The organism is Streptococcus sp. HMSC070B10 (genome assembly GCF_001808665.1).
Classification (GTDB): Bacteria; Bacillota; Bacilli; order Lactobacillales; family Streptococcaceae; genus Streptococcus.
Window position 1 is genome coordinate 71,127 of the sequence record NZ_KV794152.1, and the last position, 26,524, is coordinate 97,650.

Annotated in this window: 30 protein-coding genes, 1 pseudogene and 2 riboswitches; of the genes and pseudogenes, 27 read left to right on the forward strand and 4 right to left on the reverse strand. The window is 39.7% G+C overall.

Annotation, left to right across the window (positions count from 1 at the left end; genetic code table 11):
* Positions 1–262 precede the first annotated feature (262 nt).
* Positions 263–1,174 carry a DUF6287 domain-containing protein gene (locus HMPREF2613_RS01910; protein ID WP_070478590.1) on the forward strand — a complete coding sequence of 304 codons (912 nt, stop codon included), beginning with the start codon at positions 263–265 and terminating at the stop codon, positions 1,172–1,174.
* Positions 1,175–1,425: 251 nt separating this feature from the next.
* Entirely contained in the window at positions 1,426–1,743 is a 318-nt protein-coding gene (locus HMPREF2613_RS01915; RefSeq protein ID WP_004269832.1) for a hypothetical protein, read from the forward strand.
* A gap of 31 nt (positions 1,744–1,774) precedes the next feature.
* On the opposite strand, the gene HMPREF2613_RS01920 is transcribed toward HMPREF2613_RS01915, so the two are convergent.
* Positions 1,775–3,652: an N-acetylmuramoyl-L-alanine amidase gene (locus HMPREF2613_RS01920; RefSeq protein WP_070478592.1), complete on the reverse strand. Its 1,878-nt coding sequence runs from the start codon at positions 3,650–3,652 to the stop codon at positions 1,775–1,777.
* A gap of 46 nt (positions 3,653–3,698) precedes the next feature.
* On the reverse strand, positions 3,699–4,607 hold the full coding sequence (locus HMPREF2613_RS01925; RefSeq protein ID WP_001222592.1) for a LysR family transcriptional regulator: 909 nt from the start codon (positions 4,605–4,607) through the stop codon (positions 3,699–3,701).
* A gap of 63 nt (positions 4,608–4,670) precedes the next feature.
* Between HMPREF2613_RS01925 and HMPREF2613_RS01930 the strand changes: the two genes are divergently transcribed.
* The 4 genes and pseudogenes from HMPREF2613_RS01930 to HMPREF2613_RS01945 all read left to right on the forward strand — a co-directional run.
* Positions 4,671–4,940: a YqgQ family protein gene (locus HMPREF2613_RS01930; protein WP_004261684.1), complete on the forward strand. Its 270-nt coding sequence runs from the start codon at positions 4,671–4,673 to the stop codon at positions 4,938–4,940.
* Positions 4,940–5,320 (forward strand): rhodanese-like domain-containing protein, encoded by a 381-nt coding sequence (locus HMPREF2613_RS01935; protein ID WP_033682149.1) that lies wholly within the window; start codon positions 4,940–4,942, stop codon positions 5,318–5,320. The genes HMPREF2613_RS01930 and HMPREF2613_RS01935 overlap by 1 nt, the downstream gene beginning before the upstream one ends.
* A 163-nt stretch (positions 5,321–5,483) precedes the next feature.
* Positions 5,484–5,720 carry a hypothetical protein gene (locus HMPREF2613_RS01940; protein ID WP_004261680.1) on the forward strand — a complete coding sequence of 79 codons (237 nt, stop codon included), beginning with the start codon at positions 5,484–5,486 and terminating at the stop codon, positions 5,718–5,720.
* Positions 5,721–5,791: 71 nt separating this feature from the next.
* Positions 5,792–5,998 (forward strand): annotated as a pseudogene (locus HMPREF2613_RS01945) (IS3 family transposase); the annotation flags it as partial.
* A gap of 61 nt (positions 5,999–6,059) precedes the next feature.
* Here HMPREF2613_RS01945 and HMPREF2613_RS01950 read toward each other — a convergent pair.
* Positions 6,060–6,785: a 16S rRNA pseudouridine(516) synthase gene (locus HMPREF2613_RS01950; protein ID WP_070478596.1), complete on the reverse strand. Its 726-nt coding sequence runs from the start codon at positions 6,783–6,785 to the stop codon at positions 6,060–6,062.
* A 161-nt stretch (positions 6,786–6,946) separates the two neighbouring features.
* On the opposite strand from HMPREF2613_RS01950, the gene typA reads away from it, so the two are divergent.
* From typA to pyrE, 7 genes are all read left to right on the forward strand, one after another.
* Positions 6,947–8,788 carry a translational GTPase TypA gene (gene typA / locus HMPREF2613_RS01955; RefSeq protein ID WP_000164111.1) on the forward strand — a complete coding sequence of 614 codons (1,842 nt, stop codon included), beginning with the start codon at positions 6,947–6,949 and terminating at the stop codon, positions 8,786–8,788.
* Positions 8,789–8,807: 19 nt separating this feature from the next.
* Positions 8,808–9,062, forward strand: coding sequence for a DUF3165 family protein (locus tag HMPREF2613_RS01960; protein ID WP_070478598.1), 255 nt, complete (start codon positions 8,808–8,810; stop codon positions 9,060–9,062).
* Between the two features lie 114 nt (positions 9,063–9,176).
* Positions 9,177–10,529: a UDP-N-acetylmuramoyl-L-alanine--D-glutamate ligase gene (murD, locus tag HMPREF2613_RS01965; RefSeq protein WP_070478600.1), complete on the forward strand. Its 1,353-nt coding sequence runs from the start codon at positions 9,177–9,179 to the stop codon at positions 10,527–10,529.
* Between the two features lies 1 nt (position 10,530).
* On the forward strand, positions 10,531–11,589 hold the full coding sequence (locus HMPREF2613_RS01970) for a UDP-N-acetylglucosamine--N-acetylmuramyl-(pentapeptide) pyrophosphoryl-undecaprenol N-acetylglucosamine transferase (protein ID WP_070478602.1): 1,059 nt from the start codon (positions 10,531–10,533) through the stop codon (positions 11,587–11,589).
* Between the two features lie 9 nt (positions 11,590–11,598).
* Positions 11,599–12,852: a cell division protein FtsQ/DivIB gene (locus HMPREF2613_RS01975; RefSeq protein WP_070478604.1), complete on the forward strand. Its 1,254-nt coding sequence runs from the start codon at positions 11,599–11,601 to the stop codon at positions 12,850–12,852.
* A gap of 232 nt (positions 12,853–13,084) precedes the next feature.
* Entirely contained in the window at positions 13,085–13,786 is a 702-nt protein-coding gene (gene pyrF, locus HMPREF2613_RS01980) for an orotidine-5'-phosphate decarboxylase (RefSeq protein WP_070478606.1), read from the forward strand.
* Positions 13,787–13,819: 33 nt separating this feature from the next.
* A complete protein-coding gene (gene pyrE / locus HMPREF2613_RS01985; protein WP_070478608.1) occupies positions 13,820–14,452 on the forward strand; it encodes an orotate phosphoribosyltransferase in 633 nt (210 codons plus the stop codon).
* A 50-nt stretch (positions 14,453–14,502) separates the two neighbouring features.
* On the opposite strand, the gene HMPREF2613_RS01990 is transcribed toward pyrE, so the two are convergent.
* The gene (locus HMPREF2613_RS01990; RefSeq protein ID WP_000483067.1) at positions 14,503–15,126 is read right to left on the reverse strand and encodes a cysteine hydrolase family protein; all 624 of its coding nucleotides are present in this window, start codon (positions 15,124–15,126) and stop codon (positions 14,503–14,505) included.
* 254 nt (positions 15,127–15,380) lie between these two features.
* On the opposite strand from HMPREF2613_RS01990, the gene HMPREF2613_RS01995 reads away from it, so the two are divergent.
* From HMPREF2613_RS01995 to thiE (HMPREF2613_RS02060), 14 genes are all read left to right on the forward strand, one after another.
* Positions 15,381–15,941, forward strand: coding sequence for a TetR/AcrR family transcriptional regulator (locus tag HMPREF2613_RS01995; RefSeq protein WP_070478610.1), 561 nt, complete (start codon positions 15,381–15,383; stop codon positions 15,939–15,941).
* Positions 15,942–16,048: 107 nt separating this feature from the next.
* Positions 16,049–16,399, forward strand: coding sequence for a hypothetical protein (locus HMPREF2613_RS02000; protein WP_261018190.1), 351 nt, complete (start codon positions 16,049–16,051; stop codon positions 16,397–16,399).
* Between the two features lie 20 nt (positions 16,400–16,419).
* Positions 16,420–16,725, forward strand: a complete 306-nt coding sequence (locus tag HMPREF2613_RS11515) for a hypothetical protein (protein ID WP_165442212.1) — start codon at positions 16,420–16,422, stop codon at positions 16,723–16,725.
* A gap of 159 nt (positions 16,726–16,884) precedes the next feature.
* Entirely contained in the window at positions 16,885–18,021 is a 1,137-nt protein-coding gene (gene lctO / locus HMPREF2613_RS02010; protein ID WP_061587749.1) for an L-lactate oxidase, read from the forward strand.
* Positions 18,022–18,168: 147 nt separating this feature from the next.
* Positions 18,169–18,257: riboswitch (TPP riboswitch) on the forward strand.
* Between the two features lie 215 nt (positions 18,258–18,472).
* Positions 18,473–19,141, forward strand: a complete 669-nt coding sequence (locus HMPREF2613_RS02015; RefSeq protein WP_070478613.1) for a TenA family protein — start codon at positions 18,473–18,475, stop codon at positions 19,139–19,141.
* Positions 19,142–19,277: 136 nt separating this feature from the next.
* Positions 19,278–20,060 carry a hydroxyethylthiazole kinase gene (thiM, locus tag HMPREF2613_RS02020; RefSeq protein ID WP_070478615.1) on the forward strand — a complete coding sequence of 261 codons (783 nt, stop codon included), beginning with the start codon at positions 19,278–19,280 and terminating at the stop codon, positions 20,058–20,060.
* A gap of 1 nt (position 20,061) precedes the next feature.
* Positions 20,062–20,691: a thiamine phosphate synthase gene (gene thiE, locus HMPREF2613_RS02025; RefSeq protein ID WP_070478617.1), complete on the forward strand. Its 630-nt coding sequence runs from the start codon at positions 20,062–20,064 to the stop codon at positions 20,689–20,691.
* A gap of 213 nt (positions 20,692–20,904) precedes the next feature.
* A riboswitch (TPP riboswitch) is annotated at positions 20,905–20,993 on the forward strand.
* Positions 20,994–21,148: 155 nt separating this feature from the next.
* Positions 21,149–21,709 carry an ECF transporter S component gene (locus HMPREF2613_RS02030; RefSeq protein ID WP_070478620.1) on the forward strand — a complete coding sequence of 187 codons (561 nt, stop codon included), beginning with the start codon at positions 21,149–21,151 and terminating at the stop codon, positions 21,707–21,709.
* The gene (locus HMPREF2613_RS02035; protein WP_070478621.1) at positions 21,710–23,095 is read left to right on the forward strand and encodes an ATP-binding cassette domain-containing protein; all 1,386 of its coding nucleotides are present in this window, start codon (positions 21,710–21,712) and stop codon (positions 23,093–23,095) included. It abuts the gene before it with no gap.
* 1 nt (position 23,096) lies between these two features.
* Complete coding sequence (locus tag HMPREF2613_RS02040) at positions 23,097–23,747, forward strand: energy-coupling factor transporter transmembrane component T (protein ID WP_070478623.1); 651 nt, start codon at positions 23,097–23,099, stop codon at positions 23,745–23,747.
* Between the two features lie 10 nt (positions 23,748–23,757).
* Entirely contained in the window at positions 23,758–24,450 is a 693-nt protein-coding gene (gene tenA / locus HMPREF2613_RS02045) for a thiaminase II (protein ID WP_070478625.1), read from the forward strand.
* Positions 24,451–24,454: 4 nt separating this feature from the next.
* Entirely contained in the window at positions 24,455–24,979 is a 525-nt protein-coding gene (thiW, locus tag HMPREF2613_RS02050; protein WP_070478627.1) for an energy coupling factor transporter S component ThiW, read from the forward strand.
* Positions 24,979–25,782 (forward strand): hydroxyethylthiazole kinase, encoded by an 804-nt coding sequence (locus HMPREF2613_RS02055; protein ID WP_070478629.1) that lies wholly within the window; start codon positions 24,979–24,981, stop codon positions 25,780–25,782. The genes thiW and HMPREF2613_RS02055 overlap by 1 nt, the downstream gene beginning before the upstream one ends.
* Positions 25,775–26,407 carry a thiamine phosphate synthase gene (gene thiE, locus HMPREF2613_RS02060; protein ID WP_070478631.1) on the forward strand — a complete coding sequence of 211 codons (633 nt, stop codon included), beginning with the start codon at positions 25,775–25,777 and terminating at the stop codon, positions 26,405–26,407. The genes HMPREF2613_RS02055 and thiE (HMPREF2613_RS02060) overlap by 8 nt, the downstream gene beginning before the upstream one ends.
* The last annotated feature ends 117 nt before the right edge of the window (positions 26,408–26,524 follow it).

Below are 26,524 nucleotides of genomic sequence, written 5' to 3' on the forward strand. Positions count from 1 at the left end.
AATATAAGTGAATAATATGAAAGGATAGCTCCTTTTCATTATCATAGTTAGACTATAAAAATATATAAAATTCTTAAAAATTATGGTATAATTTATGTTAATAAATTCGATATAGAGTTTAATGGATGATTCTATTGATGCCAATATTTAAGGGTTAGTTGATTGGTTTTCTTTTGAAAACCCATCCATTCATGGATACTGACAAATCTTACGAATTTGTTTAAGATATAGGTGAAATATAGTGAAAAATGGGAGGAATACTATGACTAAGAAACATTTTGAAGAGAAAAATGGTCCGAAATCAACTGTATCGAAGGTAGTGAAAGGAACTTCTCCATCTAAGATTAGGGGCAAGTTTTTTAAAATAAAAGTCTATATTGGCATTGCCATTAGTCTCTTGGTCGTTGCAATCCTAGCAAGCCTCTTCTTATTCTCACCTAACGCAAAGAAAGAGTCAAATGAAGCCATTTCTTCAGTTGCTAAAAAAGAGAACACAAGTAAAGAAGCGATAGATACTTCGAAAGCGTCTGAGAATGAGAAGAAGAAAGAAGAGGAGATTCAAAAACTCAAGGAACAGCTAACCAGTTTAGATAGCAAGGTCTCTGAGTCAGAGAAGGTAGTTGACAAGTTAAAAGAAGAAACTGCAGTTCCGAAACTGGATATTGAAGCATTAAGAAATAATGATTTATCAAGTTTGAAGGGCACATGGCGTACACCGTCGGGCAATGAATATGTCATTAATGAGTCTGGTGAAATTTATATAACTAGCTTTAGAGATGGTCAAAAATTTGAATATACTGTTGAATTGGACAATAGTTACTCTCATCTGAAAAATCGAAGTTCAGATTCCAACTTTAAAGAAGTTGAAAGTCTAAGTGCACACACTAAAGGTTCTGTCGCAGGAGGATTTGTGGTAGTTGCCGTACCAAGTGGAGTTGTCATGCAACCTGGTGATGATGGAAAACTGACAGATAAAAGCAATCATGACGAGGAGAGACTGTTTGCAGGACAGCAATATGAAGCGATGTTGTTAAAACCAGAAGATGTTTATTATCGTGTAAAACCAGATACTAGTAAACTTGAGGAAGAGGAGAAGAATTTAGCTCAACTACAGGCTGAACGCGAAGCAATCAAAACTTCTCTAGAATCTAAGGAAAAGAAAAATACGAACTAGAAAAAACTAGTTTAGAATCTAACTTTCGATTGTTTTAGTTTAGAAATACTGTTGCAATCGCTAGAATGAAGAAGCTCATTAGGGCTTCTTTTCTTTTATCTTAACACTTCAACCACTTAGACTGATATAGAGACCAGATAGGCAAAAGAACTTGTTCTTGAAACTGACCTCTGCTATAATGATTTTTGTAAGGGGCGTGAGGCGTCACTATCAGATAACTCAAGTTCATAAAAAAGCAATTGGAGATAAAAATGAAAAAATTATTAGGTATTGGATTCTTGCTAGTTTCAGCTTTGGTTTTGTATTTTGGTTCTGTTGGATGGCCAAGTTTGGATGTCAACCTATGGTCACTGATTCCGGTTGGTCTGTTCCTCTTTTTCACTCTAGAGAATTTTTTGAAAAAAGACTACAAGGCTAGTCTGATGTGTTTAATTATTGCTTTTATCATTGCAAATGCAATTTTAGACCTTTTGCCAATTTCAAGTGGCTTGGTAATTGGAGCGGGCGTACTAGCTTGCATTGGTATTGGATACCTCTTTCCTGATAAAGATACAAAAGAAGACAAATAGAAAAGGCCTCGAGATTTCTCGAGACCCTTTTTTACTTACCAGCGTAATATTTTTGAATTCCTTTCACGATACCTGCTACAAGCTTATCTTGATAGTGGCTATCTCGAATCTGTTGATTTTCAGCGAAATTATCTATATAACCAAGCTCTAGGAGGACGGCTGGTTTAGCAGTTTCTCGAAGAACGGCAAAGCTTCTTTCCAATAAACCAGCATCTTTAGCACCAGTTTCAGCTAACAATGAAGAGTGGATAGCGGCTGCAAGACGCTTGCTCTCACTCATACGGTCAGGATGGTTATGCCAGTATGGGTTGATTTTACTTGGATAATCAGGATCATCACTATAGGAATAGGTTTGAATACCGCTAGCTCTAGAGTACGCGCTACCAGTCGCATTGAAGTGAATACTAATAAAGATATCAGAGTTAGTCTTGTTAACCATACGAGAACGTTCTGTAACAAAATCTACATCAATATCACTATCACGTGAAGTAAGAACTTTGTAGCCAAGTTCTTCTAACTTTTTGCGTAATTTACGATACACCTGCATGTTGAGGTCTTTTTCAGCGACATTGTAATAGTATGCACCTGAGTCTCTTCCACCATGTCCAGGATCTAAAAAGATGGTTCTACTGTATTGGCCTTTTACAAAACCAACTTCTTTTGAGACCTCAGAAATCCATTGACCATTTTTGTGGAATAGATGGTCTTTACCGTCAATTTTGTAAGTTCCGGAAACATAATGTCCATTATCATCTAAGTAGTAGCGAGCCTTATAAGTGTCGTCGTAAATCCACTCTTTTTTAGCCATATAACCACCAGCTTTGAGATAGTAAGCTCCAATCCATTCTTTTGATGCATACATTCCACCACGCTTCAAAAAGAACCAGCTGTTATAGTTTTTATCAAATATCCATTCATTATCAGCCATGGCTCCATTGGTTTTTAGATAATAGCTTCCCGACCATTTATCGGCTAACATAGCTCCATCTTGAGCAAAAGAATACCAAGAACCGCTGATTTTTTCCCATTTGTTTTGGACAAATTTTCCAGATGCGTTCGCATAGAACCAGGTATCTTTAATTTTTACCCAGCTATTTTCAGCCATAGCACCACTGTTATTAAATAGGTAGCCCTTAAATGTAGTTGAGCTCAACATGATTCCCTTTTTATCAAAGTAGTACCAAGAACCATTGACTTTCTCCCACTTGTCCTGAGAGATTTTTCCAGAGGATGTGGCATAATACCAATTTTGGTCGATTTTTGCCCAGCCGTTTGTGGCCATAGCTCCACTTTTGGTCAGTAAATAGTTATCAAAAGTTGTATTACTAAGCATGATTCCATCTTTGTCAAAGTAATACCAAGCACCACCAATTTTCTCCCATTTATTCTGAGAAATTTTTCCAGAAGAATTAGCGAAGTACCATTTTCCATTGATAAAGTTCCAACCGTTTTCAGCCATCACTCCATCTTTATTGAAAACATAACCATCAAAGGTTGTATTGCTTAGTCGATGGCCATCTTTATTGAAGTAGTACCACTTTCCTTGGATTTTTTTCCAGTTAGTAACAGGTTTGTTGTGTTCGTAAAAGCGCCAGTTATTATTTTCTTCCTGCCAACCTTCTTTGACTTTTTCAACTTTTTCTTCTTTTTTTACTTCAGACTTCTTCTCTTCTGTGGCGGGAGTTTTTTTCTCTGTTTTTTCTTCTTTATCATCAATTTTAGAAGAATTGTCTGTTTTTTCGACCTTCTCTTTCGATTTTTCTTGGTTTTCGATTTTTGAAGTACTTGAATGAGGAATTGTTACATTTTCTCGTACTCCCTCTGCTTTATTTTCTTGAGCCTGGACCGTTGCTTGAGTGTACCCTAAAATAGATAGGGCAACTGTACTAGCGAGTAAAACCTTTTTCATATTAAACTCCTTTTTTTGCTTATTATAATAAAATCTTGCTGATTTCTCAACTATCAAACTGAACTTCTTCTAGTAGATAGTCGATAAAGCGTTCGCCCATCTTGGATAGGCTGGTTTTCTCATGCTGGATATAGACCAGCTCAATTGGGTCATCAATGTCCAGTGGGATAGAAACGATATTGTCTCCGTTGAGGTTGCTGTTCAAAATCCCTGTTGCGATGGTATAACCATCCAAACCAATCAAGAGATTAAAGAGGGTTGCACGGTCACTGACCACGATGGATTTCTTATGGTGCTCTTGAGAAAGAATTTCCTCTGAAAAGTAGAAGGAGTTGTGCGTCCCTTGGTCATAACTTAGATAAGGGAAATTCTCCAAATCAGACAGTTTGACCTTGTCTTTCTTTGCCAGAGGATTGGTCTTGCTGACAAAGATATGGGGCTGGGCTGTGAAGAGATGGTGAGCCAGCAGGTGGTTGTCATCCAGCATTTTGGTTAAAACATCACGGTTGTAGCTGTTCAAAAATAGGACACCGACCTCACTACGGAAGTTCTTGACGTCGTCGATAATTTCCCAAGTCCGAGTTTCACGAAGGAAAAGCTCGTATTTCTCCATATCGCTTTTCTTGAGCAGAGAGACAAAGGCATTGACCACAAAGGCATAGTGTTGAGACGAAACGCTAAAGAGTTCGCGGTGGGCGACAGGGTTTTTATAGCGTTCCTCCAGAAGCTGGGTCTGCTCGACAACCTGACGGGCGTAAGAGAGAAACTCCATCCCATCACGGGTCAAGGTGATGCCCTTGGGATTGCGGATAAAGATTTCAATGCCCATTTCATTTTCCAAATCTCTCACAGCATTGGAAAGACTAGGTTGAGTGATAAAGAGTTGCTTGGCTGCTTCATTCATGGAGCCAGTTTCGACGATTTTAATAATATAGTGTAATTGTTGAATTCTCATGTTTTTATTGTACCACACTTGCGTCAGAATCGCCAAAGAAGATAGGAAAATCAGGGCCATTGTGTGAGTCTCTTCTTGAAAAAAACACAAAATTTTGCTAGAATGAGTCTTATGAAAACATTCTATGATGTGCAGCAATTCCTCAAACGATTTGGTATTATTGTTTACATGGGAAAACGCTTATATGATATTGAACTGATGAAGTTGGAACTCTCTCGGATTTACGATGCAGGGTTGATGGACAAATTAGACTATCTAGAAGCAGAAGCGGTTCTTCGCAGAGAGCACAAGGTAGAATTGGATTATATTGAGAAAAATGGAGAAATGAACTAATGGTTACTTGGATTTTGTGGGCACTTATACTAGCAATGTTGGCGTGGATGGGCTTTAACTATCTTCGTATTCGCCGTGCGGCTAAAATTGTGGATAATGAGGAATTTGAAGCCTTGATTCGTACAGGTCAATTGATTGATTTGCGTGATCCAGCAGAATTCCACAGAAAACATATCCTTGGTGCCCGCAATATTCCTTCAAGTCAGTTGAAGACTAGTCTTGCAGCTCTTCGTAAGGATAAACCTGTCCTTCTTTATGAAAACCAACGTGCGCAACGTGTCACAAATGCGGCCCTTTACTTGAAAAAACAAGGTTTTTCTGAGATTTATATCCTTTCTTATGGTTTGGATTCTTGGAAAGGGAAAGTGAAGACTAATTAACATAAGCTAAATTCTCAAACTAAGTTTCGCTTTGGGTAGACAAGTGGAACTTAGTTTGAGAGATTGCTATAATTAATATTATGAAAAAACTTATAGTATTATATAGACAAAACCTATTTCTTTTGATATAATTTAGTGGTAATAATTTTAGGAGTTTTATAATATGAAAGAAAAGAAGAAATCTTCCCTTGTTTTAGGTATCCTATCTATCGTTCTTGGTTTCCTACTACCAGTGGTAGGGCTTGTTTTGGGAATTATTGGATTAGTGTTAGCTAATTCACATCAAAAAGAGTCTGAGCTGGACTATAAAACAGAAAAAATACTTGGTATCGTAGGTATTGTAATTTCTGTAATTATGTGGATTTTAGGATTTATAGTTCTTATGAATATATCAGCTTAACAATAAAACATTTTATTGTTAAACTCACCCCGAAAGTTAGCAGAAAAATCTAGCTTTTGGGGTGTTTTATTATGAAAATAACTTATGAGGATAAAGTTCAGAGCTATGAACATAAAAAGCAAGTTCAAAGCTTAAAGCAACTTTCAAAAAGATTTAGTGTGGATGTTTCTGGGCTAAGATACATGATGAGATTGATTGAACATTTCGGAATAGAAAGTATCAAAAAAGTTAAAAATTATCACTATTCTCCAGAACCAAAACAAGAAATGATTGATAAATTTTTCCTTGTAGGTTGATTACAAATAAGAAAACGAGCTTGGATGTTTCCGAGCTCATTTTTTAACCACTTTTTCTGAGTAAGTCACGAATGCTTGTCAACTCTTGTGAGTTTAGGGGACGGTAGTCTCCTTCTTGAAGATTCTGATCTAAGCTCCAAGGTCCAAAACAGGTACGTTTGAGGGAGGTCACCTTGACACCAACCGAGAGGAACATTTTCTTGACCTGATGAAATTTTCCTTCTGAAATGGTGATAGAGGCTTGGCTGTGGGAAGGACTTGCAGATAGAATCTCTAGTCTTGCAGCTTTACAGACAGTGCCATCTAAAAAGACAATTCCCTTTTGAAAGGCTTGGATATGGTCAGGTGTTAGAAGTCCATTAACCTCAACTTGATAAGTCTTATCAACATGATATTGGGGATGGAGGAGTTGAAAGCCTAAAGGTCCATTGTCTGTCAAAAGGAGGAGTCCTGTCGTATCTCGGTCCAGTCGGCCGACGGCATAGAGCTTGTCAGACTGGATGTCAAGTGACAGCAGGTCCATGACGGTTGGAAGTTTCTTGTCTTTGTTGGCTGTAACGACACCAGCAGGCTTATGAAGCATAAGATAGGTGTGCTCATAGCCTTGAATGATTTGGTCCTGAAAAAGGAGTTCTTGAAGTCCTGTATCGATATTTTGAGCTAGGGAGCGGGCAGGGCAACCATCGACTAGAATTTCTCCTCTGAGTAAGGCTTGTTTCATGGCCTTTCGGCTGATTTTTTCTTGGGCTAATAAATTATCTAAACGCATACTGTGCCTATCTTATCATAAGTTGTTTGCTTTGAAAAGGCTTGACGTGAAAAGAAAAGCAGAGTGAAAACATTTACACTTGCTTGAGTTATGTTATTTACTTGAAATTATGGTATAATCGTTCAGTTAGAAAATAAATTTTGAATATTATAGAGGAAATCATGACAAAATTAAGAGAAGATATCCGTAACATTGCGATTATCGCCCACGTTGACCACGGTAAAACAACCCTTGTTGACGAATTATTGAAACAATCAGAAACGCTTGATGCACGTACTGAATTGGCTGAGCGTGCTATGGACTCAAACGATATCGAAAAAGAGCGTGGAATTACCATTCTTGCTAAAAATACAGCCGTTGCCTATAACGGAACTCGTATCAATATCATGGACACACCAGGACACGCGGACTTTGGTGGAGAAGTTGAACGTATCATGAAAATGGTTGACGGTGTTGTCTTGGTCGTAGATGCCTACGAAGGAACCATGCCACAAACTCGTTTCGTATTGAAAAAAGCATTGGAACAAGACCTTGTCCCAATCGTGGTTGTTAACAAAATCGATAAACCATCAGCTCGTCCAGCAGAAGTAGTGGACGAAGTCTTGGAACTTTTCATTGAGCTTGGTGCAGATGATGACCAGCTTGACTTCCCAGTGGTGTATGCTTCAGCTATCAACGGAACTTCTTCATTGTCAGACGATCCAGCTGACCAAGAAGCTACTATGGCACCAATCTTTGACACGATTATCGACCACATCCCAGCTCCAGTAGATAACTCAGATGAGCCTTTGCAGTTCCAAGTGTCACTTTTGGACTACAATGACTTCGTTGGACGTATCGGTATCGGTCGTGTCTTCCGTGGTACTGTTAAGGTTGGGGACCAAGTTACCCTTTCTAAACTTGATGGTACAACTAAAAACTTCCGTGTTACAAAACTCTTTGGTTTCTTTGGTTTGGAACGTCGTGAAATCCAAGAAGCTAAAGCGGGTGACTTGATTGCCGTTTCAGGTATGGAAGATATCTTTGTCGGTGAAACCATTACTCCGACAGATGCAGTAGAAGCTCTTCCAATCCTACACATCGATGAGCCAACTCTTCAAATGACATTCTTGGTCAACAACTCACCATTTGCTGGTAAAGAAGGTAAATGGGTAACTTCTCGTAAGGTGGAAGAACGCTTGCAGGCAGAATTGCAAACAGACGTTTCCCTTCGTGTTGACCCAACTGATTCACCAGATAAATGGACTGTTTCAGGACGTGGAGAATTGCACTTGTCAATCCTTATCGAAACAATGCGTCGTGAGGGATATGAACTTCAAGTATCTCGTCCAGAAGTTATCGTAAAAGAAATCGATGGAGTTAAATGTGAGCCATTTGAACGTGTTCAAATCGACACTCCAGAAGAATACCAAGGGTCTGTTATCCAAAGTCTTTCTGAACGTAAGGGTGAAATGTTGGATATGATTTCAACTGGTAATGGTCAAACTCGTTTGGTCTTCCTTGTTCCAGCGCGTGGTTTGATTGGATACTCAACTGAGTTCTTGTCAATGACTCGTGGTTACGGTATCATGAACCATACCTTCGACCAATACTTGCCTTTGATTCCAGGTGAAATTGGTGGTCGTCACCGTGGTGCCCTTGTTTCTATCGATGCTGGTAAGGCTACAACTTACTCAATCATGTCTATCGAAGAACGTGGTACAATCTTTGTCAACCCAGGTACTGAGGTTTATGAAGGAATGATCATTGGTGAAAACTCTCGTGAAAACGACTTGACCGTTAACATCACTAAGGCAAAACAAATGACTAACGTTCGTTCAGCTACTAAGGACCAAACAGCTGTTATCAAGACACCTCGTATCTTGACCCTTGAAGAGTCTCTTGAGTTCTTGAATGATGATGAGTACATGGAAGTAACTCCTGAGTCTATCCGTTTGCGTAAACAAATCCTTAACAAGGCAGAGCGTGAGAAAGCTAACAAGAAGAAAAAATCAGCTGAATAAGAGCTAGAAAGAGATAAAGATGGTTTATTTAATCATAGGACTCCTCTTATTACTACTCTATGTATTTGCGACACCAGAAAGCATTAAAGGGACAGTTAACATCGTCCTTGTCGTCTTTGCTTTCGTAGCACTTTTGATTTTGCTCATGTTGTCAGTTCTGCAAATCTTTCAGCTACCGACAGAATTCTTTATCACAATCGCCATGCTTTTCCTAGCATACTTTAGCTTGCGAGATATTACCCTCATGTCGGTCAGTAAAAGTAAAAGAAGATAAAAAGAGAGTTTTGGCTCTCTTTTTGCTTGTTAGAATGCCCAATCTGAGCATTTTCATTTAGAATTATTTCCATAAAAATGGTAAAATAGTAAGAGTAGAAATGGAGTTCGAGACATGAAAGTAATAGATCAATTTAAAAATAAGAAAGTCCTTGTTTTAGGTTTGGCCAAGTCTGGTGAATCCGCAGCTCGTTTGTTGGACAAACTAGGTGCTATTGTGACAGTAAATGACGGGAAACCTTTTGAGGATAATCCAGCTGCCCAAAGTTTGCTGGAAGAAGGGATCAAGGTTATCACAGGCGGTCATCCTTTGGAACTCTTGGATGAAGAGTTCGCCCTTATGGTGAAAAATCCAGGTATCCCATACAGTAATCCTATGATTGAAAAGGCTTTGGCGAAGGGAATTCCAGTCTTGACCGAGGTGGAATTGGCTTACTTGATTTCAGAAGCACCGATTGTTGGTATTACTGGTTCAAATGGAAAAACAACCACAACGACCATGATTGGGGAAGTTTTGACTGCTGCTGGACAACATGGTCTTTTATCAGGAAATATCGGCTATCCAGCTAGTCAAGTGGCCCAAACTGCGTCAGACAAGGACACGCTTGTTATGGAACTTTCTTCTTTCCAACTCATGGGCGTTCAAGAATTCCATCCAGAGATTGCGGTTATTACCAACCTCATGCCAACTCATATTGACTACCATGGGTCATTTGAGGAATATGTAGCAGCCAAATGGAATATCCAGAACAAGATGACAGCGGCTGATTTCCTTGTCTTGAACTTTAACCAAGACTTGGCAAAAGAATTGGCTACTAAAACACAAGCTACAGTTGTACCATTCTCAACACAGGAAAAGGTTGATGGAGCTTATTTGGAAGATGGTCAGCTCTACTTCCGTGGGGAAGTGGTCATGGCAGCGAATGAAATCGGAGTTCCAGGTAGCCACAATGTGGAAAATGCCCTTGCGACGATTGCTGTAGCCAAGCTTCGTGGTGTGGACAACCAAACCATCAAAGAAACTCTTTCAGCCTTTGGTGGTGTCAAACACCGTCTCCAATTTGTGGATGAAATCAAGGGTGTCAAATTCTATAATGATAGCAAGTCAACCAATATCTTGGCTACTCAAAAAGCCTTGTCAGGATTTGACAACAGCAAGGTCGTCTTGATTGCAGGTGGTTTGGACCGTGGTAATGAGTTTGACGAATTGGTTCCAGACATTACTGGACTCAAGAAGATGGTCATCCTGGGTCAGTCTGCCGAACGTGTTAAACGGGCAGCAGACAAGGCAGGTGTGGCATATGTGGATGCGACTGATATTGCAGATGCGACCCGCAAGGCTTACGAGCTTGCGACTCAAGGAGACGTGGTTCTTCTCAGTCCAGCAAATGCCAGCTGGGATATGTATGCTAACTTTGAAGTACGTGGCGACCTCTTTATCGACACAGTAGCGGAGTTAAAGGAATAATATGAAAAAAATTGTCTTTACAGGTGGGGGGACGGTTGGACACGTGACCCTCAACCTTTTGTTAATACCCAAGTTCATCGAAGATGGCTGGGAAGTCCACTATATCGGGGACAAGCGTGGCATCGAACACCAAGAAATCCTCAAGTCGGGTCTAGATGTCACCTTCCATTCCATTGCGACTGGCAAATTGCGTCGCTATTTCTCTTGGCAAAATATGCTGGACGTCTTCAAAGTTGGCTGGGGAATTGTCCAATCGCTCTTTATCATGTTGCGACTTCGTCCACAGGCTCTTTTTTCAAAGGGAGGCTTTGTCTCAGTACCGCCTGTTATCGCTGCGCGTGTGTCAGGAGTGCCAGTCTTTATTCACGAATCTGACCTATCTATGGGCTTGGCCAATAAAATCGCCTATAAATTTGCGACTAAGATGTATTCAACCTTTGAACAAGCTTCAAGTTTGTCTAAGGTCGAGCATGTGGGAGCAGTGACCAAGGTTTCAGACCAAAAAAATCCAGAACCCGATGAATTGGTGGATATTCAAACCCACTTTAATCCCCAATTACCAACTGTATTGTTTATCGGTGGTTCTGCTGGTGCTCGTGTCTTTAACCAATTGGTGACAGACTATAAGAAAGAACTGACAGAACGCTACAATATTATCAATCTAACTGGAGATTCTAGCCTGAACGAGTTGAGTCAAAATCTTTTTCGTGTTGATTATGTGACCAATCTCTATCAACCCTTGATGGAATTGGCTGACATTGTTGTGACACGAGGTGGTGCCAATACGATTTTTGAGCTCTTAGCCATGGCAAAATTACATGTCATTGTGCCGCTTGGTCGTGAAGCTAGTCGTGGTGACCAGATTGAAAATGCAGCTTACTTTGCAAAAAAAGGCTATGCAGAAGAGCTTCAAGAAAGCGATTTGACCTTGGATAGTTTGGAAGAGAAGCTTTCTCACTTACTAAGCAACAAGGAAGATTACCAAGCTAAGATGAAGGCTTCTAAGGAATTGAAATCTCTAGCAGATTTTTATCAATTGTTGAAAAAAGATTTATCATAAGGAAAGTAAATGTCAAAAGATAAGAAAAATGAGGGCAAAGAAATCCTCGAAGAATTTAAAGAGTTATCAGAATGGCAGAAACGAAACCAGGAATATCTAAAAAAGAAGGCTGAGGAAGAGGCGGCCCTAGCTGAGGAGAAGGAAAAGGAAAGACAGGCTCGAATGGCTTCAAAATCTGAAAAGTCAGATGAAACCGAGGACCAAGAGAGTGAATCTGAACCAAAAGACCCAAAATCAGCTAAGGAAGATGCTAAAGAAAAAGTAGAAGAGTCAGAAGACGTCAAAAAAGAAGTAGTCAAAGAAGAATCAAAGTCTAAAAAGACAGAGAAAGAGGATAAACGGGATAAAAAGGCAGAGAAAAAGCCTGTAAAGGAAAAACCAGTCAAACCGAAAATTCCAGGAGTTCATATCTGGCGGGCTATCTCGATTTTGTTTCTCAGTCTGATTTTATTGGTTGTCTCTGCTTATTTGCTTAGTCCTTATGCGACCATGAAAGATATTCGTGTTGAGGGAACAGTGCAAACTACAGCTGATGATATTCGACAGGCTTCAGGCATTCAGGATTCGGATTATACGATTAACCTTCTGCTAGATAAGGCAAAATATGAAGAGCAGATCAAGTCTAATTATTGGGTTGAATCAGCTCAGCTTGTCTATCAATTTCCAACCAAGTTTACTATCAAGGTCAAGGAATACGATATTGTGGCCTACTATGTTTCTGGAGAAAGCCATTATCCAATCCTTTCAAGCGGTCAGCTAGAGACCAGTTCTGTGAGCTTGGTGAGTCTGCCAGAAACTTATATATCAGTTCTCTTTAATGACAGCGAACAAATCAAGACCTTTACCTCAGAACTTGCTCAAATTAGTCCAGAACTCAAGGCGGCTATCCAAAAGGTGGAACTAGCCCCAAGCAAGGTCACATCAGATTTAATTCGATTGACTATGAATGATTCGGACGAGGTCTTGGTTCCTCTATCTGAAATGAGTAAGAAACTGCCTTACTACAGTAAGATTAAGCCACAATTGTCAGAACCGAGTGTGATTGACATGGAAGCTGGAATTTACAGTTACACTGTGGCGGATAAATTAATTATGGAGGCTGAGGAAAAAGCCAAACAAGAGGCTAAGGAAGCTGAGAAGAAACAAAAAGAGGAAGAGAAGAAAAGACTGGAAGAACAGCAGAATAAACTAGAAGAGGAAAGGAAAAAGCTGGAGGAAGAGGGCAATCAAAACCAAACGACCCGACGTTCATCGCGTCGCTAGGTTTACCTTTTCTTCTATAGCTCTTTAGTTGCCATGTTTTTACTTGACAAGTGTTAGTAGAAATAATAGAATAGTAAAAAACCTTTAAAGCAGTCCAGAGAGGCAGCTAAGGTTAGACGGTGAAAGGGTGGAGACTACCCATTTTTCGTGGAACCTTGCTGTTGGCAGGTTCCTTTTTTCGTGGCTTCTGTTGCCCAGACTCTCTCACTAGCAAAGGTAAAAGGAGAAACCTATGCGAGAACATCGTCCAGTCATTGCTCTTGATTTTCCTAGTTTTGAGGCGGTCAAGGAATTCTTAGCTCTTTTTCCAGCAGAAGAAAGCCTTTATCTTAAGGTAGGGATGGAGCTTTATTACGCAATGGGGCCTGAGATTGTGTCTTACTTGAAAGGCCTGGGGCACAGTGTCTTTTTGGATCTCAAGCTGCATGACATTCCCAATACAGTCAAATCAGCTATGAAGGTCCTGTCTCAGCTTGGTGTGGATATGACAAATGTTCATGCGGCTGGCGGCGTAGAGATGATGAAGGCTGCGCGTGAAGGTCTTGGAAGTCAAGCCAAATTGATCGCTGTCACTCAGCTCACATCAACCTCAGAAGCTCAGATGAAGGATTTTCAAAATATCCAAACCAGCCTGCAAGAGTCTGTGATTCATTATGCCAAGAAGACGGCTGAAGCGGGATTAGATGGTGTTGTTTGCTCGGCTCAGGAAGTGCAACTCATCAAGCAGGCCACCAATCCAGATTTTATCTGTCTGACACCGGGCATTCGTCCTGCAGGTGCTGCAGTAGGAGATCAAAAACGCGTCATGACGCCAGCAGATGCCTATCAAATCGGCAGTGACTATATCGTAGTGGGACGTCCCATTACCCAAGCTGAGAATCCTGTTGCAGCCTATCATGCTATCAAAGATGAATGGACACAGGACTGGAATTAAAGAACTAGATTAGAAAAATAAAAGGAGAATACCATGACACTTGCTAAAGATATCGCTAGCCACCTCTTGAAAATCCAAGCCGTTTACCTCAAACCAGAGGAGCCTTTCACTTGGGCATCTGGTATCAAGTCGCCGATTTATACGGATAACCGTGTGACCCTTGCCTATCCAGAAACTCGTACTCTCATTGAAAATGGTTTTGTAGATGCTATCAAAGAAGCCTTTCCTGAGGTTGAAGTGATTGCAGGAACTGCGACAGCTGGGATTCCACACGGAGCTATCATTGCTGATAAGATGAACTTGCCATTTGCCTATATCCGTAGCAAACCAAAAGACCACGGTGCTGGTAATCAAATCGAAGGTCGCGTAGCTCAAGGTCAAAAAATGGTAGTGGTTGAAGACCTCATTTCAACGGGCGGTTCTGTTCTCGAGGCCGTAGCAGCAGCTAAACGAGAAGGAGCAGATGTGCTTGGAGTTGTAGCGATTTTTAGCTATCAACTGCCAAAAGCAGATAAGAATTTCGCAGACGCAGGTGTCAAACTTGTGACGCTTTCTAACTACAGTGAACTCATCCACCTAGCCCAAGAAGAAGGCTATATCACACCAGAGGGCTTGGACCTCCTAAAACGCTTTAAAGAAGACCAAGAAAATTGGCAAAATTCTTAAAACATAGAAAATCAGGTAGTCGCTAGGATTACCTGATTTTGTTTTTAATACTAAAGTTGAGCGATAACTTCCTCAGTTGTCAAAACTTGGTTGGCAATGTAGCCGTAGTTTGTTAGTGCAGCTTGGTAGGCTTCTTCACCTGGAGCACCGACAGCATCGTTAACAACAATGACATTGTAGCCTAATTCTATGAGTTCACGCATGTGTGAATCCACGCAGAGATTAGCATTCATACCAGCCAAGATGACGGTGTCGATACCATTTTTGCGGAGTTGAAGGTTAAGGTCGTTGCTTTCTGGGCCAAAGATTTTATGTCCGTTGACAACAATAGTATCTTCATCCAAAAATGGTTTAATCTCTTCAATCATATCTGCTCCAGAGCCTTCTGGAATTGCTGAATACTGGCTATCACGCCAAAACATTTCGTTTTCAATCATCATCGTTTCACCAGCAGCTTTAAATTGCCACTTGTGATCGTGTGGATAGAAGTAGTGCGGTGAGATAAAACGCTTGTAGCCACGCTCTTTAGCAAGAGCGAAAAGCTTTGTCAGATTTTCAATAGTATTAACTTTTTCAAGAACATCTTTAGTTGCTCCGAATCCTTTACCAGTAGATTTTAAGAATTCAACTTGCGGGTCTGTGATAACAAATGCGACATTTTTCTGATTGAACATGAGGTTCCTCCTAATATGATTTGATTAACAGCCAATAGGAATTTAGACTGTTAGTTTGATGATTTTCCAAATGGTAGTTTTAGTTATATACTGACCATTCGGTACAATTATAATAACATCTAAAATTGAATTTGTAAATTAATTTGCTCAGAACAAAAAATTTTAATGATAAAACAGTGGTAAAAGGAGGTGGTTTCAATTGTTTGGTCTCAGACTCTGAATCTGCTATAATAGGAAAAAAGAGAGGTGAGTAGATGAGCGTTAAAGAGCGTATTTTACAAAGTGCTGAGGAATTGATTTATCAGAAGGGTTATGTGGCCACCTCCATCAGTGACATCATGGAGGTGGCTGATGTTGGCAAGGGGCAGCTTTATTATTATTTCAAATCTAAGAAGGAAATTGGTTTGACGGTCATTCAAGATATTTTAGCAAAGTGGCGAAAAGAGCTTTTTGAAGATATTTTTGAAGCAGACAAGTCTTACAGTGACAAGTTTTCGGATATGATTGACTGGGTTTGTCAATTTCATGAAAGTCAGACAGTCTTTTATGGTTGCCCAATTGGTAATCTGATTGTGGAATTGTCCACAGAAGATGAGAACTTCCGCTGTCCTCTCAATGATTTTATGACCCAGTGGACAGAGAAGTTAGCCAGCCTCTTGCAAGACCTGCATGCTGACTGGTCAGAAGAACGGTCGCAGTTGCAGGCCCGTCAAGTCATCTCCAGTATTCAAGGCAGCATTGTCATTCTCAAAGTCAGCCAAGACATCGAAGTTTTGGAAAATAATATGACGGATTTGAAAAAGAATTATTGTTAATTTATGGATTGTGGTTAAGAGGTAAGAATGACAACAGATATTAAAACTGAAATTGGTCATAGAGTAAGACAGGAACGTGAACGTCACAAATTGACGAGAGAAGAGGTTTGTGGACAGAAGCTGACTTAATAATCAAACAGCTGATGCGTACTGAGCTTGGGCAATCCTTGCCAACAATTACTAAGTTACAATATTTATCTAAGCGATTAGAAGTTCCGATAGATACTTTTCTTGAAAATAAAGAACTAGCTCTTCCTGAGGAAGAGTTGCTGAGTCTAGACTTGATTGAAAGAATATTAGACTTGATAAGAACAGGGACAGGTAGTTTCGCTGAAGATATTTTTGATGATTATTTTAAGCAAGTAACACTAAAGCAAGTTTACACATTCAATGATTTACTATTAATTGATTATTTTGCTATGCAATGTCAAGACTTGATTTATAGAAGAGAGCATTAGATGATTTTCGGATTAAGTTGTTGAAACAGCAATTAGTTAGTGATGAAATGTATAATGTAGAGCTACTATCAGTTCTTTGTGCCATAGCGGTTGTTTATGTTGTTCATAATGACTATAAACATATGATATCTCTAGTAAAAAAGATGAATGAAATTTTATCAGTAACAACGTTGCAAGTCTATAAACCTGGAATTTCAGTATTTGAAGCTAAGTGCTATCTTTATTTTGAAAATGATAAAAATAAAGCAAAGGAACTTTATCACTCAGCAACTATACTAGCTGAACAATTTGATGATAAAGTATTAGAAAATGAAAAGATTATTTGAATTTCCATAACTTAAGAAAGTTCATCATTTTTAATTATCGCTGTAAAATGATTGAAAGTATGAAATTTCCAAACAAAATATTTGAAAAGTTTTGAAAAAAGAGTTAAGATATTTTTGTAATATACAAAGTAAACGCTTACTTATTAAGGAGGACATTTTATGTCATACAAAACAAGCAATGCAGAAGGTCATGTAGATTTCATCAATACCTATGATTTGGAGCCAATGGCGCAACAGGTTATTCCTAAAGCAGCATTTGGTTATATCGCCAGTGGAGCAGAAGATACATTCACTTTACGCGAGAACATCCGTGCCTTTAACCACAAGCTCATTGTTCCTCATACACTTTGCAATGTTGAAAATCCAAGTACAGAGATTGAATTTGCGGGTGAAAAACTATCTTCACCAATCATTATGGCGCCTGTTGCGGCTCATAAATTGGCAAATGAACAAGGTGAAGTGGCTACTGCGCGTGGTGTGCATGAGTTTGGTTCTCTTTATACAACCAGCTCTTACTCTACTGTTGACCTTCCTGAAATTACGGAAGCTCTTCAAGGGACACCTCATTGGTTCCAATTTTACTTTAGTAAGGATGACGGCATTAACCGCCACATCATGGACCGTGTAAAGGCTGAAGGCTACAAAGCGATTGTCTTGACAGCAGATGCTACTGTAGGGGGGAATCGTGAGGTTGATAAGCGTAATGGTTTTGTCTTCCCAGTTGGCATGCCGATTGTTGAAGAATACCTGCCAGAAGGTGCTGGTAAATCAATGGACTTTGTTTACAAATCAGCTAAACAACGCTTGTCTCCACGTGATGTAGAATTTATCGCTGAATACTCAGGACTTCCTGTATATGTCAAGGGCCCACAATGCCGTGAGGATGTTGAACGTTCGCTTGCTGCAGGAGCTTCTGGTATCTGGGTAACCAACCACGGTGGTCGCCAAATCGATGGTGGACCAGCTGCCTTCGACTCACTTCAAGAAGTAGCAGAAGCAGTTGACAAACGTGTGCCAATCGTCTTTGACTCAGGTATTCGTCGTGGTCAACACGTCTTTAAAGCCTTGGCTTCAGGAGCAGACTTGGTAGCTATTGGTCGCCCTGTCATCTATGGTTTGGCTCTCGGTGGTAGTGTTGGTGTACGTCAAGTCTTTGAACACTTGAATTCAGAATTGAAGACAGTTATGCAATTATCTGGAACTCAGACTATTGAAGATGTTAAACACTTTAAACTCCGTCATAACCCATACAACCCAACCTTCCCAGTTGACCCACGCGACTTAAAATTGTATTGATAAAAATATTGCCTCCACTGAATGTGGAGGTTTTTCTTAGTGTATAGGAAGAATAAATCACCATTGAAAACTATATAAATATATTTTTCAGTCAAATATCTTGCTAGGGCTTTCATTTTTTGCTATACTGGTCCAGTAATTAAATAATAAAGACATTTGGGGTGCTTTAAGCTGAGATGATACCCATTGAACCTGATACAGTTAAGACTGGCGAAGGGAAATGTGAAACGTTTTTTCGTATGGCGAAATGAACGATCTAATCTTGTAAGCTAAACTCTAATTCTTGATTGTAATTGGAGTTTTTTTGTTTATATAAGCTGGATGAAGGTGATACAAAGCATTTAGGTAGCTCTTCTTGAACGCCCTTGATTTTCTTTAAAAAGGTCAAGTAAAACTAGGATTTTCTTGATGTTTTGTCGATTACGAACGAGTAAAGAGAGGAAAAGTAAATATGGAAACACAAGACTATGCATTTGAGCCAGGTTTGATTGTTGGAGAATTATTAAAAAGCAGTCAGAAGGATTGGCAGGATGCAATCAATCATCGTTTTGTTCAGGAACTTTTTGTGGGGACAATTGAGAATAAGGTCTTAAAAGAATACCTGATTCAAGATTATCACTTCTTTGATGCCTTCTTATCCATGCTGGGTGCTTGCGTAGCCCACGCAGACCAGCTTGAATCCAAGCTTCGTTTTGCCAAGCAACTAGGCTTTCTTGAAGCAGATGAAGACGGTTATTTCCAAAAGGCTTTTAAAGAGTTAAAAGTATCTGAGAATGATTATCAGGAAGTGACTTTGCATCCTGTAACAAAAGCCTTTCAGGAGCTTATGTATTCTGCTGTGTCATCATCAGACTATGCCCATCTTTTGGTCATGCTGGTCATTGCAGAAGGGCTCTATCTAGACTGGGGTTCTAAAGATTTGGCTCTACCTGAAGCCTATATTCATTCGGAATGGATCAATCTCCACAGAGGTCCTTTCTTTGCAGAGTGGGTTCAATTTCTGGTTGACGAACTCAATCGTGTCGGGAAAGGTAGAGAGGATTTGACAGAACTTCAGGAACGTTGGAATCAAGCGGTTGCTTTAGAATTAGCCTTTTTTGATATTGGCTATGACGCCTAGAGAAGGTTTAGGATATTTACAAATTTGATGAGGTAAATCATTCAATGTAAATGGTAAATGAAAAAAATTTCTTAACGAAAGATAGAAATCAATCGAAATCAGTAAATCGTATAAAGTGAAAAGGAAGGATTTCAATATGACAAGTTTAAAATTATTAAAAGAAAAATCACCTTTGGTCATTTGCATAACCAATGATGTAGTAAAAAATTTCACAGCAAATGGATTAGTAGCACTGGGTGCATCACCAGCCATGAGTGAGTTTCCAGCAGATTTAGAGGATTTGTTAAAGTATGCTGGAGGTTTATTAATAAACATAGGAACATTGACAGATGAAAATTGGAAATTATACCAAGCTGCTCTGAAAATTGCAGAGAAATATAATGTCCCAGCAGTTTTAGATCCTGTAGCTTGTGGAGCAGGATCTTATAGAAAAAAAGTATCCGAAGATTTAATAAATAATTACAAACTCGCAGCGATTAGAGGAAATGCTGGAGAGATCGCTTCTTTAGTGGGAATAAATGTGGCATCTAAAGGAGTAGATAGTGCAGGCGTAGATAATATTGACGAAATTGCTTTAGCAGCAAATGAGAAGTTCAATATTCCTATAATAGTAACAGGTGAAGTGGATGCCATCGCGGTAAATGGAGAAGTGGTAACGATTCATAATGGTAGTGCCATGATGCCAAAAGTCATTGGAACTGGATGTTTATTAGGTGCTGTAGTAGCAAGCTTTATCGGACTAGAAAAAGGTCAAGAATTGAAATCATTAGAAACAGCAATGTTGGTTTACAATATCGCTGGAGAAATGGCAGAAAAACGTCCAAATGGACATCTTCCTGGAACATTTAAAGTTGAATTTATAAATGCCTTATATGAGATTACAGATGAAGATGTAAAGGAATTCAAAAGAGTGAAGTAAGATGTTTCAAAAAGAATTACTAAAACTATATTTTATTTGTGGAACGACTACTTGCCAAGGAAAAGATCTATATACGGTCGTTGAGGAAGCCTTAAAAGGTGGTATAACCTTATTTCAATTCCGTGAAAAAGGGGAGGGAGCCTTAGAAGGTAAAGAAAAAGTCGAATTAGCAATTAAACTACAGGATCTTTGTAAAAAATACAATGTTCCGTTTATTGTTAATGATGATATTGATTTGGCAATGGAAATTGACGCTGATGGCGTACATGTAGGACAGGATGACCTTGGAGTTGATGAAATTAGAAAATTGATGCCAGATAAAATAATTGGTCTTTCTATAAAAAACGAGGAAGAATTTCAACAATCAAAAGTTGAATATGTAGATTATGTTGGTGTTGGTCCTGTATTTGATACCCAGTCAAAGGACGATGCTGGTGGTGCTATAGGTTATGAAGGTCTTAAATTGATGAGAAAACTATTGCCACAAATGCCCTTAGTTGCAATTGGTGGGATACAGACGCAACATATTAAAGACATTATGAAGACCAATGTTGATGGTGTTTCAATCATTTCAGCAATATCGTATGCAAAAAATATAGAAAAAACTGTTCGAGAAATGAGTGAACAATAGCTATCAATTTTTCCTTGGATTTTGAGGGAGTAGGATTTTCTTTTTTCTAAAAAGCTATGTCCAGATTCAGCTCAAATGGCTAATCTATCAAACAAGACATTTGGTTTTTGCAAAAGAAAGATCTGCTGTCTTTTTGAGTACAAGGCTGTATTTCCAGTTCAATTTCTTGAACTAGAATAAATCGTCTGTTAAAATAATTATATAATTAAATAATAAAGACATTTGGGGTGCTTTAGGCTGAGATGATACCCATTGAACCTGATACAGTTAAGACTGGCGAAGGGAAATGTGAAATGGTTTTGTATTTATAGAAACTAACCATCTAATCTTGTAAGCTGAACTCTAATTCCTATCTGTAATTAGAGTTTTTTCTTTTACGAAACTGGATGAAGATGATACAAAGCATTTAGGTAGCTCACCTTGAATACCCCACTTTTCTTTAAAAAAGGAGTTTTTTATGTTGAAAAAATGGCAGTTAAAAGATGTTATTTTACTTGCTTTCTTGTCTATCTTTTTTGGTGGCGTTTTTGTAGGATCCGGCTATCTGTTTGATGTCCTCACTCTGATTTTAGCCCCTCTTGGCTTGCAGGCCTTTGCCAATGAAATCCTCTTTGGTCTCTGGTGTATGGCTGCGCCCATTGCGGCCATCTTTGTTCCAAGAGTGGGAAGCGCAACGATTGGAGAAGTGCTAGCTGCGCTTGCTGAAGTCCTTTATGGTAGCCAATTCGGTCTAGGTGCCCTTTTGTCTGGCTTGGTTCAAGGTTTGGGAAGTGAACTTGGTTTTATCGTAACCAAGAATCGCTATGAAAGTTGGCTCTCTCTAACTGCTAATAGTATTGGGATTACGCTTGTTAGCTTTGTCTATGAATACATTAAGTTAGGTTACTATGCCTTCTCCCTTCCTTTTATTCTTTCCTTACTAGTGGTACGTTTTATTTCCGTCTTTTTCTTCTGTACTATCTTGGTTCGTGCAATTGTCAAACTTTATCATCAGTTTGCAGCTGGAGGCAAGGCATAGATGGGGCTGGAACTACGAGCGATTCAGTCCCCAATCTTCTCTGAGCCGATTGATTTTACTTTTCATGCGCAAGCCTTTACCTTGTTAGTTGGAAGCAGCGGTTCAGGAAAATCTAGTCTCTTTCAAATGATTGCCCAAGTCAGTTCTCTTCCCTATAGCGGTCAAGTCCTGATAAATGGGAGCGAGGTCAGTCAGCTTTCTATCATCGAACGTTTCCAGACGGTTGGTATCCTCTTTCAAAATCCCAATCATCAATTTACCATGGAGAACTTGTTTGAGGAGCTAATTTTTACCTTGGAAAATATTGGGCATCCCGTTCAGGAAATTGATTCTAAAATAGCAGATGTTGTCCAGCAATGTCGCTGCAAGGCGATTTTGCACCGTCCAATTCATCACTTATCAGGTGGGGAAAAGCAAAAGGCTGCTTTGGCTGTTCTCTTTGCTATGAATCCTAGGGTCTATCTCTTGGATGAGCCTTTTGCTTCCATTGACCGCAAGAGTAGGATAGAGATATTGGAGATTCTAAAAGAGTTGGTCTCTGATGGGAAGACAGTTATTTTGTGCGACCATGATTTATCTGATTATGAAGCCTATATCGACCATATGGTGGAGCTAAGAGACGGACAACTAAGGAAAATAAATCAAATCCCTACCTCTGAGCTGACACAGGTTTCTTCAAAGGAAGTTGCTTCTAGTCCAGAACTATTCCATATGGATCGTGTGACTTGTGAGCTGGATAAGCGCCCCCTCTTTTCGATTGTGAATTTTACATTTTACCAAGGGATTTCCTGTATCTTGGGTGATAATGGTGTCGGGAAATCAACCCTCTTTCGGTCTATTCTTCAATTTCAAAAGTATAAGGGGCGCATTACCTGGAAGGGTTCGGTTCTCAAAAAGAAAAAGAGTTTGTATCGTGACCTGACGGGTGTTGTTCAGGAAGCTGAGAAGCAGTTTATCCGAGTCAGTCTGCGAGAAGAGCTTCAATTAGATGGACCTGATTCTGAAAGAAATCAGCGAATTTTCCAAGCTTTACGGTATTTTGATTTGGAGCAGGCACTCGATAAGAGCCCCTATCAATTAAGTGGTGGTCAGCAAAAGATTCTTCAGCTCTTGACCATCTTGACAAGTAAAGCTTCCGTGATTTTGCTAGATGAACCTTTTGCAGGTTTGGATGATAGAGCCTGCCATTATTTTTGCCACTGGATTGTGGAGGACAGAAATCACGGAAGAAGTTTTCTGATCATTAGCCATCGTTTAGATCCCTTGATCTCTGTGGTTGATTATTGGATTGAGATGACTAGTCAGGATCTCAGTCATGTGAAAGAAGTGACAATTACTAAACCACTCACATCTCAGAGTAGCAATACCCAAGGGGAGGTGAGATAGTATGGTCAAAGTAGCAACTAAGACACCAATTATCAGTCTCTTCTTGTTGATTTTATCGCTGGAAACATCTTTCATTCCTTCGATTGCTCTGAATCTTTCGGTAGTCGCATTTTGTATTCTCTTTATGCTCTATTACCGTCGATTTAAAGTATTGGCTTGGATGATTCTGCTCGCCATTTTGCCATCCTTGGCCAACTACTGGGCAGTTCAGTTACATGGAGATGCTTCGCAGGCAGTCATGCTTGGAACGAGGGCTTTTGTGACCGTTTGTATTGGTCTTGTCTTTGTTTCCTCTATTTCCCTAAAAGAGCTTCTCTTGTACTTGGCTCAAAAGGGGTTATCACGCTCTTGGTCCTATGCCTTGATTGTGGTATTCAATTCCTTCCCCCTCATTCAGCAAGAAATCAAATCTCTCAAGGAAGCTTGCCTATTACGTGGTCAAGAACTACATTTTTGGTCGCCCTTGATTTACAGTAAGGTTCTGATGACAGTCTTTAGATGGCGCCATCTTTACCTGAGAGCTCTATCGGCGCATGGATATGACGAGCATGCACAGGTGGAGAATAGCTATCGGACTTTTTATATTCCTCAAAGGACAATATTCATCTACTTGCTTTTCTTTTTATTGCTTCAAACCAGTCTATTTTTATAAAGGAGTTATTATGGAATTTACAGATATTGCGATGGAATTATCCAAGGAAGCTTGGCAGGCTTCCTTTCATCACCCCTTTGTTTTACAGTTGCAAGAGGGTAATTTAGACCCGTCCATCTTTCGCTATTACTTGATTCAGGATGCCTACTATTTGAAGGCCTTCTCAGAAGCCTATCACCTCTTGGCTGATAAGACTTTGAATGAGGAAATGAGAAGACTCTTGAAACAAAATGCTCAGAGTCTAGTGGAAGGTGAGTTATTTATCCGCCAACAATTTTTCAAGGAATTAGAAATCAGCGACCAGGAAATGGAGCAACATCCAATCGCTCCAACTTGTTATCATTATATCTCTCACATTTATCGGCAATTTGCAGAGCCAAACTTGGGTATTGCCTTTGCGAGCTTGCTGCCTTGTCCTTGGCTATATCATGATATAGGCAAATCACTTAATCTTAAACCATCACCAAATCCTCTCTACCAACAATGGATTGAAACTTATATTACGGATGAGTTGGAGCAACAGATCAGAGAGGAAGAGGCTCTGGTCAATCAACTCTATCGAGAAAGTGACGAGACAGACAAGAAAAAAATGCTAGATGCCTTCCACATCAGTGTTCATATGGAAGCTAAGTTTTGGGAAATGGCCTACCAACACCAGACATGGAAAAGCGATTTACAGTCTTTAGAAACAGGAGAAGAATAGAAATATGAGAAAGCACCAATTACAGGTTCACAAATTAACCATTTTATCCATGATGATTGCCCTTGATGTAGTTCTTACGCCTATCTTTCGGATTGAGGGAATGGCACCGATGTCCAGTGTAGTCAATATTCTAGCAGGAATCATGATGGGGCCTGTTTATGCTTTGGTGATGGCTACAGTGACAGCCTTTATCCGTATGACGACTCAAGGGATTCCGCCTTTAGCTCTCACAGGAGCGACTTTTGGAGCCCTTCTTGCAGGTCTCTTCTATAAGTATGGTCGAAAATTTCACTATTCTGCCCTAGGAGAAATCTTGGGAACAGGTATTATTGGTTCTATTGTTTCCTATCCTGTTATGGTACTCTTTACAGGATCGGCCGCTAAGCTTAGCTGGTTTATCTACACTCCTCGATTTTTCGGAGCAACCTTGATTGGTACAGCGATTTCCTTTATTGCCTTTCGATTTTTAATCAAGCAGGAATTCTTTAAAAAAGTGCAGGGATATTTCTTTGATGAAAGGATAGACTGATGCAGGAATTGACAAATCCTTTTCCTATAGGCTATAGTTCCCTCATTCACTGTATTACCAATGAGATTTCTTGTGAGATGCTAGCAAATGGGATTTTGGCTCTGGGATGTAAACCAGTTATGGCAGATGATCCCCGTGAGGTTCTTGATTTTACTAAGCAAAGCCAGGCACTCTTCATCAATTTGGGGCATTTGTCAGCTGAGAAGGAAAAAGCAATCCGTATAGCAGCTTCTTATGCAGCTCAAGTTTCTCTTCCAATGGTAGTAGATGCGGTTGGCGTAACGGCTTCAGTCATTCGTAAGAGCTTAGTTAAAGACCTTTTAGACTATAGGCCTACGGTCCTTAAAGGAAATATGTCGGAAATCCGAAGTCTTGTTGGCTTAAAACACCACGGTGTTGGGGTTGATGCTAGTTCTAAAGATCAAGAAACTGAGGATTTGCTTCAAGTCTTGAAAGATTGGTGCCAGCTTTATCCTGGTATGTCATTCTTAGTCACTGGTCCCAAGGACCTTATCGTTTCAGAAAATCAAGTTGCTGTATTGGGAAATGGCTGTGCAGAATTAGACTGGATAACAGGGACGGGAGACTTGGTTGGAGCCTTCACAACCATTTTTCTCAGCCAAGGAAAAACGGCCTTTGAAGCTTCTTGCCTAGCAGTTTCTTATCTCAATATCTCTGCTGAGAGAATAGTTGTTCAAGGAATGGGATTGGAAGAATTTCGTTATCAAGTTCTCAATCAGCTTTCTCTCCTAAAAAGAGACGAAAATTGGCTAGATGCCATCAAAGGAGACATTTATGAATAGAGAAGCACTTAGACTATATCTAGTAACCAATCGCTACCAAGATTCCTTGGAAAGTTTTCTTAAAAAAGTTGAGACGGCCTGCCGTTCAGGTGTTACCATCATCCAGCTACGAGAAAAAAATCTCACAACCAATCAATATTATCAACTAGCAAAACAAGTCAAGGAAATAACCGATGCCTATCAGGTACCCTTGATTATCGATGATCGTTTGGATATTTGTCTCGCAGTTGATGCTGCAGGTCTGCATATCGGAGACGATGAACTACCAGTTTCGGTTGCCCGACAAGTCTTGGGCCCTGACAAAATCCTCGGTGTCACAGCTAAAACAGTAAAAAGAGCCCTCGAGTCAGAAGAAGGAGGTGCAGATTACTTGGGGACAGGAGCCATTTTCCCGACTACGACCAAGGAAAATGCGCCTATCACCCTGATTTCAACCTTGAAAACAATTTGCCAAAGGGTCGCTATTCCAGTAGTTGCTATCGGAGGCTTGACATCAGAGAATATTGACCAACTTATCGGCACGGGTATAGCTGGTGTAGCTGTAGTGCGTGATTTGATGCAGGCAGAAGATATAGAGGCAAAAACACAAGCTTTTTTAAAAAAGTTGGATGATATTATTTTCTAATTAATACTCAATGAAAATCAAAGAGCAAACTAGGAAACTAGCTGCAGGTTGCTCAAAACACAACTTTGAGATTGCCGATAAAACTGACGTAGTTTGAAGAGATTTTCGAAGAGTATA